This is a genomic window from Sporosarcina sp. FSL K6-1522 (assembly GCF_038622445.1).
GTDB lineage: Bacteria > Bacillota > Bacilli > Bacillales_A > Planococcaceae > Sporosarcina.
This window is the reverse complement of record NZ_CP152019.1, coordinates 1526936-1541676: the sequence shown is the minus strand read 5'-3', so window position 1 is coordinate 1541676 and position 14741 is coordinate 1526936. Positions and strand designations below refer to the sequence as shown.

Below are 14741 nucleotides of genomic sequence, written 5' to 3'. Positions count from 1 at the left end.
CCCCCTTTCTCGGCGACGATCACGTCTATTCCGTTGTCATAATAATGTCATCAGCCAATCAGCTACTTTTTCCGAGTCATGCATTAAAACGCCTTCTTTCAACACCGCTATCTCTTTCACGACAATTTGCGGAACAAGTTGCTGCAACTTTTCTTCATCATTTTCGACAGGCCACGGAGGTCCCACTCGTTCCTGGCCATACAATGTCGAAAAATCTGTTCCATTTAATAATATCGTATCAATAAATGCTTTTCCCGCATGATCGTATAAGGCTTGAACATGTTCTGAAGCTGTGTAACGATACGTTTCTCCAGCTTGCGTTGCTAAGTTGCCAATATACACCTTTTTAGCTTGACATGCTAGTACTGCTTCACGAATGACTGGCACGAGTATCGTTGGCAAAATGCTCGTATACAAACTACCAGGTCCAAAAACAATCAAATCTGCCGCCATAATCGTATCAACCGTTTCTGGCAGTGGCTTTACTTCCTGTGGTGACATATACACCCTGCGAATTCGATGCCCATAAACCGGGATTTTCGACTCACCTGTGACAATTGTCCCATCTTCTAGCTCAGCATGCAATGTAATTCGTTGATTGGCAGCGGGTAACACCTTCCCTTTGATGTTTAACACGCGGCTCATTTGCTCGACAGCCCGGGAGAAATCACCTGTAATATCCGTCATTGCGGCAAGCATCAGATTACCAAGCGAGTGTCCCTTCAACTCTTCAACGGTTTTAAAGCGATATTGAAACATTTCTTCAAAAAGCGGTTCTACGTCTGAAAGCGCTGCCATCACTTTGCGAATATCTCCGGGCGGCGGAATATCCAGAAGTCTTCCAGAACTTCCACCATCATCCGCAACAGTTACAACCGCAGTCAGATCCACAGGATGGCTTTTCAAGCCACGAAGTAATGTCGACAATCCGGTCCCGCCCCCGAAGACGACAACTTTTTTCAATTTACCGGATTGCAACATGCCGTCAGCCCTTTCGTTTTTCAATATCTCGATGTGTAATTAACGTTCGATACTCCTCTTGGAAACTAGCTCCAAAAAACTCCGCAAGCGTTACGGAACGATGCTGTCCACCCGTACAACCAAAAGCAACCACCACTTGCGCCTTTCCTTCATTCTTATATTGTGGAATTAAGAATTTAAACAGGTCTGTCAATTTCTCAATGAGGATCTGCGTATCACTCCATTTGAGAACATAATCATATACTTCTTGATTCAAGCCTGTTTTTGCTTTTAACTCCGGAAGATAGAAAGGATTTGGTAAAAAACGAACATCGAAAACAACATCGGCATCGATTGGCATTCCATGTTTGAAACCAAACGAGATGAAATTCACCGTAAAGCCAGCGCTGTCTTTAGATGAAAACTCAGCCATAATCTTTTCCCGCAATTCCCGAGGCTTTAAGCTAGATGTCTGATAAATGGAACGCGCTCGGCCTCTCAACTCAGACAACAGCAACCGTTCCTTCTGAATACCTGCAAGCGGTAATCCGCCTTCTGCTAAAGGATGGGAACGCCTAGTTTCCTTGTAACGTCGAACGAGCGTCTCATCGTCCGCATCCAAAAATAGGATACGGGATGATACACCATCCGTTCGTAGTAAATCATCTAACGCACCAATAATCGAATCAAATAAGTCGCCCCCACGCGTATCCATGACAGCAGCAATTCGCCTCATGCGATTATCGGATTTCATCATCAAATCAAGAAATGTCACAAGTAACTCAGGTGGTAAATTATCGATACAGTAAAACCCTAAATCCTCAAAACATTGCATCGCAACGGTTTTACCTGCACCCGACATCCCCGTAATAATAACTACTTCCATATCGTTACTAGGTTTTACATTCTCCATCATTGACGATCGCCTCCAACTGAATTCTGGATTTCTTCCCTTAACAGTTTAAATTGCTCGGTATAAAAGAACGTTCCATATTGCATACCGTTCTGCGACACGGCGAACAATAAATTCGTTCGATCTCCTTCAGCCATAGGTAGCGTCTGTAAACTTTCTATCGGGTGCCATTCAAGCTCACCCTCAGTTGTTGTGGTCCATGGTGTCCCCGCTAAATCATGTGCCACGAATGTATAAAGCATCCATTCGTCTTTCACATTTTCACCGGCTTCATCCATAATGACCATTGTATAAATTCCTTTTACATGCGGATTTACAGGCTTTGCACCCGTTTCCTCTGTAAATTCTCGCACCGCCGCAGTATAGACCGATTCACCAGCGTCCATTTTTCCTCCTGGTGCCACATACCAACCACGGCGAGGTTTTTTTAGTAATAATACATGACCGTCTTTTACGACGAGTAAGTTTGCAATTCGTTGCATATGAACAACCCCACTTTTTTTTCAAGTGTATAGTATGATTATACAACGAATTCACCATAAACGACATAAAAAAGGGGCTATCTACTGGATTATCCCAGTAAATAGCCTTTATCTGTACATAATATCAAAAGGGGGGTCAATTGATACTTCTACTATACCCCAATTACATTGCATTTCCGTTACAGTCATGTTAAAGATTGATGTAATTAAGCTTTGTTAAACTTCGGCGCCTAACTTCTCCATCAATTCCTCAATATACTTCTGTGCAGCTTGTGCCGCAATACTGCCATCGCCTGTCGCTGTAACGACTTGACGCAATAATTTCTCACGGACATCACCCGCTGCGTAAATCCCAGGTACAGATGTCTCCATAATATCGTTTGTCGCAATATAGCCATTGTCATCTAGAATGCCTAGTTTTTCGAATGGCGCCGTCAATGGATCCATACCGATGTAAACAAAGACACCGTTCGTTTCAAATTCTTTTTCAGAACCGTCAACTGTTGAAACAAGTGTCACCGAACCGACTTTACCGTCTCTCGCATTCACTTCTTTCACCGTCGTGTTCCAGATGAAATCGATTTTATCATTCGCAAATGCACGATCTTGTAAGATTTTTTGTGCACGCAATTCATCACGGCGATGAATGATCGTTACTTTATCTGCAAAACGTGTCAAATAAGTACCTTCTTCAACCGCAGAATCTCCGCCGCCAATCACGACAAGTTCCTTTTGACGGAAGAATGCGCCATCACATACCGCACAATAACTGACGCCGCGACCTGTCAATTCGCTTTCGCCTGGAATACCCATTTTACGGTATTCAGCACCTGTTGTAATAATAATCGCACGCGCTTTATATTCTTTGCCGCCAGCAATAATCGTTTTGTAGCTTTCACCGTCGATGACTTCTGTGACGTCTCCATATGCGTATTCAGCACCGAATTTCTTCGCATGCTCAAACATTTTTGCCGATAAATCTGGGCCTAAAATATGATCGAAACCAGGATAGTTTTCAATTTCTTCCGTATTCGCCATTTGACCACCCGGAACCCCACGCTCAAGCATTAGCGTCGATAAGTTCGCACGTGATGTATAAACAGCAGCTGTCATTCCAGCAGGTCCAGCACCAATAATAATCACATCATACACTTTTTCAGTTGACATCCAAATTTCCTCCTCGACTACATTCACTCTTACCAAATCGTATAAGATTGAGAAGCCCCATTCAACTTTTCTGCCTATATAGATTGCATTTATGATTTTCATCTACTATCCAGCGAAGGCGCCTTACAAGCGGTCGCCGCGCGTTGTTAATGGGATTCCTTATTTCAAGTTGATATAGGTTTACTATGCACCTATTCACTCAACATTACGCATCAAACTGCGGTAAAAACTCAATAAGCTCACCTATATACTTCGTCAACGTTGGCACAGTCGTCCCAAACGCACGGGCACTTGCCACTTTTGTCACACCTGTGTAACGCGATGACTGGAACATATAATCGACGGCAGCTGCAAGTGCAGCCGGATTACGAAACACATACGAACGGCTCAATGCAGTTTCACAAAGCGTAAACCACATTTGGAACAGATGACCCGCTTGCTTATCTAAAGGCTTGTACTTGTCATAAAGCAAATTCGTCGTCTCAAGCGCACGCATAAATGACTTTTCAAAAGCCGTCTCTGGCGAAAATGCATAGTCTAGACTATCTGCTAAAAACAGGCGTTCCAAATCACTGAGCTTATCCGTTTCAATATAAGACGGATGTGCGATAATCTCCTGCTTATGTGACGACTTGCCAAGAAGATAAAAACCAAACATTCTTTCACTGCGATATTTATTCGTAATTTTATGGAGTAAAAAATCTCGGTCCTGTTCCAACGAATCTGCTTGCATCTCTCCGTGTATGTCTTGCCACGGCTCATAGCCCGCCTTCGTTGGATCAATCTCAATGAGCTTCGCATATGCCTCACGAGCTATTTCCTCATGCCCGGAAAAATACGCCGAATGCGACAGCCAGAAATAATAGCCGACATCCCCTTCAAAGCCTCTTTTCTGAAGACTGCGCAACCAATGATACGCCTCTTTATGCTTGCCAACGAGCGCAAATGTCGCTCCTAACTTATAGCGATGCTCAAATTGATACGGCTTGACTTTCACTAAGAACCGCAACAATTCCTCCAAGCTTTCCTCATCCTTCTCGTAATAATAAAAAACCGCCAGATTGCAGAGCGCATGGATATTCCCTTTGTTACGCTCCAACACATCATCAAGTAATTCCTTCGCACGCTTCGTTTTTCCAATGTAAAAATAAGCGAGTGCTAAATTATTATACGCTGCCCAAAACTCAGGATAATCAATAATCAGTCCCTCTAACAAATCCACGGCAGGCTGAAACTCGCCAGATTCCATCATCCTGCGTGCCTTCTCTTGCAGATAATACATCTCTCCATCAGGCATATCATCGTCTTCCGCTGAAAAAGCCGCTTCTTGCTCAGCAAAATCAATAATTTCCATTGCCTCATCCGCAAAAACACCCTCTGGATCCATACCGATATACGTTTCTGCATACATCTTCGCATCACGTAATAGTCCAAGATGTGCGTGCACCTCTGCTAAGTAAAAGACAATTTCATCCTCTGTAGGGTCTAGTTCGTGTGCCGTCATAAGCATTTCATGGGCTTCTTCGAACTTACCTTCTTCCATGACAAGTACGCCATATTGCATCAGAATCGCCGGGTTATTCGGACTAAATTCCTTTGCTCTTTTTAAATATTTATGCGCATCCTCAAAACGATCACGCTGTATCGCTTGAAGCGCTTTATCATAATAAAATTCACCATTTGGAATGAACGAAATAACTTTCTTATCCTGCGTCTTACGTGTTTTATCCAATCCTATTCCCCCGAAAAAAGAAGAAGGAACGCACCATACGTTCCTTCTCGTAATACTCCCTATTATAGCACAACTTCCGCTGCCGCTTACATCTTCTCTACCTCCGCGGACTTCCGATTGCGCTCAGCCATTTGTTCCTGTGTGAAAATAATTTTCACAGGATTCCCCCCCGCAAAAACCCCTGGTGGAATATCTCGATTCACAAGGGACGCAGCCGAAACAATCGCTCCATCGCCAATCTCCACCCCTGGAAGAATCGTCGTATTCGCGCCAATTAACACATTCTTGCCAATCACGACATCACCGATACGGTACTCCTCGATCAAATACTCATGTGCAAGAATCGTCGTATTGAAACCAATCACCGAATTGTCGCCGACCTTAATACGCTCTGGGAACATAATATCAGGCATCACCATTAGCGCAAATGACGTCTTCTCTCCCACTTCCATCTTTAAAAATGTTCGATACAGTACATTTTTAAGCGCGATAAAAGGGGTATACCTCGCTAGCTGGATGACAATGAAATTTTTTACGACTTTGAAAAATGGAACCGTCTGATAAATATGCCACAATGAATTGGCATTGCCTTTTGCCGGATACCTCTCCGTACGTCTCACACCGGTTCACCTTTAACGATTTTCAGCATATCCGAAATATGGTGCAACATATAATCCGGCTGATACGTTTGCAAGAAGGATTCCCCTTTTATAGACCAAGCAACCGCCGCAGTGCGGACACCTGCATTTTTTCCACCTTCGATATCATGATAATTGTCACCAATCATCAGCGCTTCCTCTGCTGTAGCTCCTAACTTTTCGAGCGCAAGGACAATCGGCTCTGGATCGGGTTTCGGGTTCGTGACATCATCTATACCAATGACTACGTCAAAGACACCTTCTACATCTAGCAACCCCAAACCTCTCTCAATCATGTCCTTTCTCTTTGTCGAGACGATGGCCATCTTCATGCCCGCCGCCTTCAACAAGCGCAACGTTTCAGAAACACCATCAAATTCATACGCCAAGTCATCATGATGAGCGATATTCCATGCACGATACTCTGCTATATGTTCCTCCGCTCTCTCTGGATTTACTTTACCAAAAGTATCCATCAGTGTCGGTCCGAGAAAGGGTAAAATATCCGCTCGCTCATATTCTCCCGGATAATGCTTGTCGAGGACATGTTGAAACGTTTGAATAATTAACTCATTCGTATCTAGTAATGTTCCATCAAAATCAAATAATAATGTCGTAATCGGTTTAGCCATCTATGATTGGTTCCCCTTTCTTTTCTTGACGTTCCGCTCGCCTCCACAGATAAGCGACGACAATCGTCAACACAAATGCAGTAATAACTCGAATAATGAGCAATGGCCATACCGGAATACCTAACGGAATAAAGAGTAGCGTATCCTCTATGACCGCATGGCAGGCAACTAAAAAGATGAAGACCAATGTCGCATCCTTTTTGCTAACTCCCTCTTCTTGCACCGCTTGAATCATAACACCTGCGCCATACGCAAGGCCGATGACCAAACCCGCAACGAAGGTTAACGAGGCATTCGGTTGTACACCAATCACCTTCGTTAAGGGTGTCATTTTCTCTGAAAAACGTTCCAAATACTGTCGATCCTTTAAAAACTGGACAAAAATCATTAATGGAATGACGATAAGCGCTAACTGCAACACACCATAACTTGCTTTTTGGACGCCAAGTAACCCAATTTCCAGCCAACCTTCTGGCACAGTCACCTGACTAGGTACCATCCCGTACTTCGCAACTTCTCCGCCACCTTGCCATACGAGATTAATGACAATACCAGATAGTGCCGCAAGCCCAAATCGGACAAGTAGCACGACCCAGAGCTTCACACCCACCTTCAGCGCCACACCTGTTTCGATGAACAGATTATGGGCAAAGGACATCATCATTGCTAAAATAAATACTTCCTTCACCGTCAAGTCTAGCGACAGCATACCTGCGATACCCGCATACAAATTCAATGCATTCCCAAGCACTAACGGGATTGCCGCTTCCCCACTTAAACCGAAAATCCCCATAAACGGTTCAACAAGTTGAATCAGCCACGGTAACACAGGTGTATATTGCAAAATGGTCACCAATATCGTAATTGGAAAAATGATTTTCCCCAATGTCCATGTCGTACGCAGGCCTGCTTTCAAGCCATTTTGAAGCGTCCCCATTTCTCCAACCCCTCGTTATTTTTAAATGAGCTTATGCGAGCTCGAAAAAATTTGGATACAATAACGTCAAGTATCATGGATTAATCTTGATAGCGTTCATTCACTTTCTGCACATAGCGCCTAACGACAAACAAGATAATCCCAATGACAATTGTCGTAACAGACACAAGCTGTGCCGCCCGAAGCTCGCCAATCACATACAAACTATCCGTCCGCATTCCTTCGATGAAGAAACGTCCAATTGAATACCAAACGAGGTAAAACAAGAACATTTCTCCGCGCTTTAAATTTACTTTGCGCAGCAGCAAAATAATAATCAGTCCCACAACATTCCACAGAGACTCATATAAAAATGTTGGATGATACGTTATCCCATCAATCGTCATTTGGTTCATAATCCAATCCGGAATGATTGTCGTTTCTAGGAATTTCTCCGAAACAGGTCCACCATGCGCTTCTTGATTCATGAAATTGCCCCAACGGCCAATAATTTGCCCAATCAGAATTCCGGCGGCCGCGATATCGACTGTTTTCCAAAACGAGACGCCACGGCGTTTCGTATACACATACGTCGTAATAAATGCACCGATTAACGCACCATGAATTGCGATACCACCTTCCCAAATCGCAATCATGCGCCACGGCTGACCTTTGTACGCTTCCCATTCAAAAATCACATAGTAAATACGCGCACTCAGAATGGATATTGGCACTGCCCAAATCAACAGATCCGTTAAAAAATCCGGATGCATGCCACGTTTCACCATCTCTTTTTGCACGACAATAAACGCAAGGACAATCCCAAGTGCGATAATAATACCGTACCAACGCACAGCTATTGGCCCTAACGAAAATGCGACTGGATTAATGGCTAATAACTCAAACATTTAGTAATCGTTCCCTTCTCCAGCTGGTTGGTTGGAACTTTGACTAATGACTACATCAAGCTTTTTTGAAAACTCTTCTGCCGCATTAATGCCAAGTTTTTTCATCCGATAATCCATCGCAGCCACTTCAATAATGACAGATAGGTTCCGACCGGGACGTACAGGTACCGTTAACTTCGTCAGCTCAGAATCCATGATTTTCATCTTTTCTTCATCAATGCCAAGTCGGTCATAGACCTTATCAGGATCCCACACTTCGAGATCCACAACGATTAAGATGCGCTTATCACTTTTCACTGCACTTGCACCGAATAACGTCATCATATCGACAATACCTACACCACGGATTTCAAGCATATGTTCCAGCAACTTCGGCGCATTCCCAATCAAGACGTTTTTAGCCACTTGGCGAATTTCAACGAGGTCGTCGGCCACAAGACGGTGCCCTCTCTTCACGAGTTCCAGTGCCGTTTCACTTTTTCCAACGCCGCTTTTACCCGTAATAAGGACACCAATTCCATAAATATCAACAAGGACACCATGAACAGCCGTCATTGGCGCCAACCTACCACCAAGGTAATTCGTTAGCATACCCGAAAATCGTGTTGTCGGGATATCTGTTTTCAGCACCGAGATGCCTGTTTCTTCAGCAGCTGTCACCAATTCAACTGGTACTTCCATGCCATGCGCCACAATAATAGCTGGCGTGTTTGATGAACAAAGCCGCCTCATTCGATCGAGCCGCTCGGACTCCTCCAATTCAGCAAAAAAGGATAACTCCGTTTTCCCTAATAATTGTACACGCTCTGACAAGTAAAATTTAAAATAGCCGGCCATTTCAAGACCCGGTCTAGAAATATCACTCGTATGTATCTGCCGGCCAATCCCGGCTTCACCTGCAATCAGCTCAACAAATAATTTTTCCTGAACATCTTTCACTGTGACAACTGACAATGACATAGACTTGCCCCCTTTAATCATCTATGCCCCATTTTACCATGCCATTTTTCAAATGAAATGATTTAGCGCCGAATTTGTCCACTTCTTCCTCTCTTTCTTCTATATAACAAGTGAGGAGGAGATACTATGACAACCATCATGCTAGACGCAGGCCATGGCCCTAACACAGCAGGGAAACGATCACCTGATGGGGTATTAAGAGAATTTCATTTCAACAATGCAGTTGCACAACTCGTCAAACACCATCTAGTGAAAGAAGGAATGACCGTTCTTTTTTCACACAATGAACAGCGTGATGTCCCACTTGCAGCACGTACAAAACTAGCCAATCAGCGAAATGCCGATGCATTCGTTTCCATTCATGCCAATGCATATGGAAACAGTTGGAACAGTGCAAACGGCATCGAAACGTACGTCTATCCAAGCGCTATGAAACAATCCATCGCACTCGCTACACTTACACAAAATGCCCTTATTATCGCTTGTAAGCGCAGAAATCGCGGCGTTAAAAAAGCGAACTTTGCAGTCCTGCGCGAAACGCGGATGCCCGCAATCCTAATCGAATGTGGCTTCATGACCAATCGGGAAGAAGCTGCCTTATTGCTCAGCAATTCCTATCGTCAACAATGTGCACAAGCCATCGCTTCCGCCATTACTACTTGGATCCGTCGTGGGAAACGATAGGAAGTAGCATTATGTGCTTTACTGACTTAGTCTAAGCAGCCCCAAGTGGAACCTCTTCACTTAGGGCTTTTCTTAACCGTTCTATACAACTTCTTCAACTCTTTACTTAATGCGTATTTATTTGAATCCATTGCATGTTTTATTCCCAATTGAGATAATAGGTATAAATTCTGAAGTGAACTATGACATAGTAACTATTGAAAGGCAGTGTTTTCATGATAAATGCAGTCCTAATCGATGATGAAGAACTAACTTTACAATATATGACGAGTAAATTAACGAAACTAGGGACTATCAACATCATCAAAACCTTTACAAATGCCCAGGACTTCCTAAATGACATGAAACGCCTTCATTTTGATGTGATATTTTTAGATATTGAAATGCCGGGAATGAACGGGTTGGAGTTAGCAACCCGAATTCATGAGTGGAACCCCGCGATTTACATCGTATTTGTCACAGCACATAGAGATTATGCCATCCAAGCTTTCGACTTAGGCTCTATCGATTATTTAGTGAAACCAATCTTAACACCTCGTCTAGAAAAAACCATCAAGCGGATACAAACGCATATGCAAACGAGCGCTCAACGCGCCTTACCCAAACAATCCATCACTCCCTCTCTAAAAGTGGAGTGTTTCGATGAGTTTGTCACCTATCACCATGATGAGCCAGTGAAATGGAAAACAACTAAAACGAAAGAGCTATTTGCTTTTTTCATGACACATTTACATACGCACGTGAATAGGGACACCATTATCGATCTACTTTGGCCAGGACATGACTATCATAAAGCGAAAATTCAACTTCATACATCGATCTCTTATTTACGAAAAACATTGGATTCTCTGGATTATTCACAAGCATTGACATTCTCCAACCAAAGTTATGCGCTAGAGTTAGATGATTTTCAATGCGATGCCATTGAATTCGAGCAAATGATGGACCAGCACCCGGTCGTAACCCAGCAAAATATTCAAGCATTCGAACAAACGGTTCAACAATATCGTGGCGGTTATATGGAGCGAAATAGTTATGAATGGGCAACAATCAAAGCGCAAAGTATTCACCAAAAACTATTGCAGCTCCTGCAAAGCATGATTGATTATTTTACGACACATAAGGACCTAGCAAAAAAACAACACTATTTGCACATGCTACTTACGCATAACCCTTATTCCGATCATACCTTGCAACAGCTGATGCGCCACTATATTGAAATTGGCAACCGAGGAGATGCTGTCAAAGTATATAAAGATTTTTCCACGATGCTCATGAAAGACATCGGGATTTCTCCTGATCAAGTATCACAAGAAATTTATACGTCCATCCTGTAAATGCATTCATAAAAATAGACACAAGGCACCTTTTCTTCAAAGTGCCTCATGTCTATTCTACTAGCGATTTAAAAAATCCAATGTGGCCTGTTCAAAACCGCCCATTCTCCATAATGCTATTTTATAATACCCCGCTTTTTTCGCACTCTCCATCCATTGCGCTAACGTACGCGCATCTGCATACCGAACTGTATGCTTGCGATTTTCACTGTCTATATAATCAAAATAGACGGCTCCACTCCCTTGTTCCCTTTTTGGAGATTTCACACTTTGCATAGATAGCTGTGCCGCCTCTTGTTCCGTCAACGCAGTGATTTTCCCCGACTCCGGCCAGTCAAATCCACCCGTTGCGAAAGCCATAACATGTTCGCCCGGCAACTGATCCATTTTCTTGCCCATTTTAGCGATAAACGCATAATCGGCTTTTGGTCCCGGTCCACTATGCGTCCCATACAGATTATAGGCCATCATAATATAAGTGGGGCCTTCTGGTAGCGTCAGTTTTTCAATTGGCATTCGCGGCCCTAATACAATCCGTAGCGGTTTTCCGCCTTGCTGAAGCCTTTGATACAACTCTTCATAAAAAGCACAGATATTGTCCCAATCTTCGTCTTTCACTTTCTCATAATCAATCTCTACACCTTCGAAATTATACGTAGAAACGGTGTCGACGATGTCATCAATATGCGCACGGCGACTTTCAGGCGTGGCCATCAGTCTGGTAATTAACATCGAATCCTTTTGAACAGCTAATCCATCTTCAGTAAAACGATCATTCACAACCGTCAAATCTACATCGACTTCGTCTTTAATGGAGGCTTCCATGATCGTCCCTAACTCCCAATAGCCACCTTTTTGCATGTCCAGCATATCTTCGGGTTGCAAAAACTTCCGATCACTATTGCCCATCTTATTGGCATAAGACAGGAAGGTAGCTTTGTAATTGTATTCCTTGAGACTTGGATGAGCAAATATGCTGGAATCATTGCGTCCATCCTCAAAGGAAAGAAATAGCGCTTTTTCTGGTAACGCTTTTCCCTTCCCATAAAAATCAATGACATCTTGCTGCGAAATTGTCTCATACCCTTGGTCATGTAATGCTTTCAATTGCTTATCTAATTCTTTCTTCGCAATTCGCTTTGGCGTGCCATTGCGGTCAACCCCAAAATAAGACAATGCGATAAAGCCATCCTGATTCTCCCATTGCGTTTTATCCGGCTCATTATACTTTTTAATATCTACCAATGCGCTCAATGGTAACATACCCGCGACAACTATAACGGCTGTTTGGATAATCGTTTTCAGTACTTTTTTACGGTTTTTCTTGCGATGATTAAGGACAGAGCTTTGGTTTCTTTTAAACATTTATACCATCCTCACCCTTAAGAACCCCTCTTGGATTGCTATTCGAATGCAACCGGATTGTTTTTTTGCTAATTTCTTATTCCTTGCTTCGATATCCTGTGGCGTTTCTCGTGTACCCCAAGTAGATTTCCAGAAAGTCACCCAAGCAACAGGCATTTGCCACAGCAAAATAAACTCATAGAGCACACAAAATACAGAGCCAAAAACCCATAACTTACTCTTTCTAAATAACAAATGGGCTACACTCATGAGTAAAGCCATCAGTAATAATCCCATCATAAATGTAGTTGGAAAGACCTTGTAAACAATCGGAACATACACCATGTTGTACAACACGATAATGGGTGCTGCGATTGGAACGATTAATCCTACATAAAAGAACAGCGCCATGAAAGGTTCCTTTCGCCAAATAAAATGTCCCCGCAATCAATGATTCACGCAACCAAGAACGTTTCCAACGCATTTGTTGTTTTAGAAAGAACCCCATATTGGACGGGACAATTGTCGAACAAATAGCGGTATCTTGATAGCCTGTTCGACGGGTCCTCAAGATGAAGTTGGTCATGCTTCGATCATCACCGAAAGTGGCAGGTTGTCCTAAAAACTTCTGGTTCAACCATGCATCCGTATGCTCGATGATGAGCTCTTTTCGATAACAGGATAATGGCCCCGATAAACAAGTGACACTATCAAAATAGGATTCCGCAGCTTTCATAATCCGAAAGGCAATATAATAACGTACAGTCTGTGGTCGCCCCCCTTAAAATGGACATAAAACGGGTATAGTATTGTACCAGTATTATTTATAATTCATTAAAAGGGGATGATCTCATGGCTTACAGACCACGTAGGAAACGAAATACTTATACATCACCTGAGAATAAAATAAAAGCAATAGAGCGTGTCTTAACTGAACAGATCCCCACAAAACAAGTGGCAGAAGAGATGAACGTGAGTCAAACAAGTATTCAACAATGGGTTAAGCAATATAAAGACTTCGGACCCACTTACTTTCGAACAAAAGATACTCAAAAGAACCCTATGACTATGGTGGATACAGAAGAATTAGCTCGTTTAAAAGCTATTGAAGTTGCTTACAACGAACAACAGATTCAGGTGGAAATCTTAAAAAAGTTCCAAACCTTTCTCAAACAGAAGTAAAATCCACGTACTTTGAAGCGATGACAAGTTTGAGAAAGGAGTACACGGTGAAACTGTTAGCTAAAGCGTTTAATGTGTCACCTAGCGGTTACTACGCTTATATGGGACGTCCCCAAAAAGGTCCTTCTAATCGCGATTGACGTGATAAAGAAACGATTCAATCGCATTATGATGAGGTAGGTGGAACGTATGGAGCAAAACAAATTGCAGGTACGTTAAAAGAACAAAATGGCTATGTGATCAATCATAAACGGGTAGCTTGCTTAATGCGTGAGATGAGTTTAGCTGCAAAAGTGAGAAAGAAAAGATCGTCCACAAAGAAGAAACAAATTGCCGCTAGTTATACATATCTGAACCTTTTAAATCGTAATTTTAATGCATTTTTTCCGAATCACAAATGGGTAATGGATGTCACTGAAATTACATTTTGTGATACAAAAATCTATGTATCTGCTTTAATGGATCTCTTTAATCGAGAACCTATTGGCTTTCAAGTTGGCTTCCATTCTGATACAGCCATGATGGAAGCCACTATTCGCCAGGCAATGGAAGCACGTCAACTAACAGACTTAAGTCAGGTGACCATCCATTCAGATCAAGGGAATGTGTATCGTTCTTATCGCTATCATCAGCTATCAGGAGAATTAAGGTTTATTCCGAGTATGTCGCGTAAAGCAAACTGTTATGATAACACTATGATCGAATGCTTTTTCTCTCACTTAAAAGCTAAATTTCCATTTCTTTTTCCAATGCTTTCCGTGGAGCAGCTAGTGGCAGATTTACCAAAATACGCAACATTTTACGCAAAAAAACGTAGCCAGAAAAGACTTGGTTTTTTATCACCGTCATCTTTTCTAACTACGTATTTTAAAAGTGCTTAGTGGTA

General features: G+C 42.6%; 15 protein-coding genes and 1 pseudogene. 4 read left to right on the top strand and 12 right to left on the bottom strand.

The window, feature by feature from the left end; all coding sequences use genetic code 11:
• Positions 1 to 36: 36 nt before the first annotated feature.
• From MKY34_RS07540 to hprK, 10 genes are all read right to left on the bottom strand, one after another.
• Entirely contained in the window at positions 37 to 981 is a 945-nt protein-coding gene (locus MKY34_RS07540; RefSeq protein ID WP_342514570.1) for a gluconeogenesis factor YvcK family protein, read from the bottom strand.
• 4 nt (positions 982 to 985) lie between these two features.
• Positions 986 to 1873, bottom strand: coding sequence for an RNase adapter RapZ (rapZ, locus tag MKY34_RS07535; RefSeq protein WP_342515212.1), 888 nt, complete (start codon positions 1871 to 1873; stop codon positions 986 to 988).
• Positions 1873 to 2355 (bottom strand): NUDIX domain-containing protein, encoded by a 483-nt coding sequence (locus MKY34_RS07530; protein WP_342514569.1) that lies wholly within the window; start codon positions 2353 to 2355, stop codon positions 1873 to 1875. Before MKY34_RS07530 ends, rapZ begins: the two co-directional genes overlap by 1 nt.
• Positions 2356 to 2571: 216 nt before the next feature.
• Complete coding sequence (trxB, locus tag MKY34_RS07525; protein WP_342514568.1) at positions 2572 to 3522, bottom strand: thioredoxin-disulfide reductase; 951 nt, start codon at positions 3520 to 3522, stop codon at positions 2572 to 2574.
• A gap of 205 nt (positions 3523 to 3727) precedes the next feature.
• Positions 3728 to 5254 (bottom strand): tetratricopeptide repeat protein, encoded by a 1527-nt coding sequence (locus MKY34_RS07520; protein WP_342514567.1) that lies wholly within the window; start codon positions 5252 to 5254, stop codon positions 3728 to 3730.
• 86 nt (positions 5255 to 5340) lie between these two features.
• The gene (locus tag MKY34_RS07515) at positions 5341 to 5874 is read right to left on the bottom strand and encodes an acyltransferase (protein ID WP_342514566.1); all 534 of its coding nucleotides are present in this window, start codon (positions 5872 to 5874) and stop codon (positions 5341 to 5343) included.
• A complete protein-coding gene (gene ppaX / locus MKY34_RS07510) occupies positions 5871 to 6524 on the bottom strand; it encodes a pyrophosphatase PpaX (protein WP_342514565.1) in 654 nt (217 codons plus the stop codon). The genes MKY34_RS07515 and ppaX overlap by 4 nt, the downstream gene beginning before the upstream one ends.
• A complete protein-coding gene (locus MKY34_RS07505) occupies positions 6517 to 7461 on the bottom strand; it encodes a nucleoside recognition domain-containing protein (protein ID WP_342514564.1) in 945 nt (314 codons plus the stop codon). Before MKY34_RS07505 ends, ppaX begins: the two co-directional genes overlap by 8 nt.
• Positions 7462 to 7541: 80 nt before the next feature.
• Positions 7542 to 8348 (bottom strand): prolipoprotein diacylglyceryl transferase, encoded by an 807-nt coding sequence (lgt, locus tag MKY34_RS07500; RefSeq protein ID WP_342514563.1) that lies wholly within the window; start codon positions 8346 to 8348, stop codon positions 7542 to 7544.
• Positions 8349 to 9308, bottom strand: a complete 960-nt coding sequence (gene hprK / locus MKY34_RS07495) for an HPr(Ser) kinase/phosphatase (protein ID WP_342514562.1) — start codon at positions 9306 to 9308, stop codon at positions 8349 to 8351. It lies immediately after the preceding gene.
• A gap of 126 nt (positions 9309 to 9434) precedes the next feature.
• On the opposite strand from hprK, the gene MKY34_RS07490 reads away from it, so the two are divergent.
• Together MKY34_RS07490 and MKY34_RS07485 are read left to right on the top strand one after the other, a co-directional pair.
• Positions 9435 to 9992, top strand: coding sequence for an N-acetylmuramoyl-L-alanine amidase (locus tag MKY34_RS07490; RefSeq protein WP_342514561.1), 558 nt, complete (start codon positions 9435 to 9437; stop codon positions 9990 to 9992).
• A gap of 215 nt (positions 9993 to 10207) precedes the next feature.
• Positions 10208 to 11329 (top strand): response regulator, encoded by a 1122-nt coding sequence (locus MKY34_RS07485; RefSeq protein ID WP_342514560.1) that lies wholly within the window; start codon positions 10208 to 10210, stop codon positions 11327 to 11329.
• A 60-nt stretch (positions 11330 to 11389) separates the two neighbouring features.
• Here the strand turns inward: MKY34_RS07485 and MKY34_RS07480 are convergent, their stop codons facing one another.
• Together MKY34_RS07480 and MKY34_RS07475 are read right to left on the bottom strand one after the other, a co-directional pair.
• Positions 11390 to 12694 (bottom strand): glycosyl hydrolase family 18 protein, encoded by a 1305-nt coding sequence (locus MKY34_RS07480; protein ID WP_342514559.1) that lies wholly within the window; start codon positions 12692 to 12694, stop codon positions 11390 to 11392.
• A pseudogene (locus tag MKY34_RS07475) lies at positions 12695 to 13442 on the bottom strand (glycosyltransferase family 2 protein); the annotation flags it as partial. It lies immediately after the preceding gene.
• 83 nt (positions 13443 to 13525) lie between these two features.
• Between MKY34_RS07475 and MKY34_RS07470 the strand changes: the two are divergent.
• Both MKY34_RS07470 and MKY34_RS07465 read left to right on the top strand, forming a co-directional pair.
• A complete protein-coding gene (locus MKY34_RS07470; protein ID WP_342514558.1) occupies positions 13526 to 13855 on the top strand; it encodes a transposase in 330 nt (109 codons plus the stop codon).
• A 155-nt stretch (positions 13856 to 14010) separates the two neighbouring features.
• Positions 14011 to 14736, top strand: coding sequence for an IS3 family transposase (locus MKY34_RS07465; RefSeq protein ID WP_342515211.1), 726 nt, complete (start codon positions 14011 to 14013; stop codon positions 14734 to 14736).
• The last annotated feature ends 5 nt before the right edge of the window (positions 14737 to 14741 follow it).

Coding starts and splice junctions, on each gene's coding strand:
- MKY34_RS07470 (WP_342514558.1), top strand. CDS start 13,526: ATGGCTTACAGACCACGTAGGAAACGAAATACTTATACATCACCTGAG.
- MKY34_RS07485 (WP_342514560.1), top strand. CDS start 10,208: ATGATAAATGCAGTCCTAATCGATGATGAAGAACTAACTTTACAATAT.
- lgt (WP_342514563.1), bottom strand. CDS start 8,348: ATGTTTGAGTTATTAGCCATTAATCCAGTCGCATTTTCGTTAGGGCCA.
- MKY34_RS07540 (WP_342514570.1), bottom strand. CDS start 981: ATGTTGCAATCCGGTAAATTGAAAAAAGTTGTCGTCTTCGGGGGCGGG.
- MKY34_RS07530 (WP_342514569.1), bottom strand. CDS start 2,355: ATGCAACGAATTGCAAACTTACTCGTCGTAAAAGACGGTCATGTATTA.
- trxB (WP_342514568.1), bottom strand. CDS start 3,522: ATGTCAACTGAAAAAGTGTATGATGTGATTATTATTGGTGCTGGACCT.
- MKY34_RS07490 (WP_342514561.1), top strand. CDS start 9,435: ATGACAACCATCATGCTAGACGCAGGCCATGGCCCTAACACAGCAGGG.
- hprK (WP_342514562.1), bottom strand. CDS start 9,308: ATGTCATTGTCAGTTGTCACAGTGAAAGATGTTCAGGAAAAATTATTT.
- rapZ (WP_342515212.1), bottom strand. CDS start 1,873: ATGGAGAATGTAAAACCTAGTAACGATATGGAAGTAGTTATTATTACG.
- MKY34_RS07505 (WP_342514564.1), bottom strand. CDS start 7,461: ATGGGGACGCTTCAAAATGGCTTGAAAGCAGGCCTGCGTACGACATGG.
- ppaX (WP_342514565.1), bottom strand. CDS start 6,524: ATGGCTAAACCGATTACGACATTATTATTTGATTTTGATGGAACATTA.
- MKY34_RS07480 (WP_342514559.1), bottom strand. CDS start 12,694: ATGTTTAAAAGAAACCAAAGCTCTGTCCTTAATCATCGCAAGAAAAAC.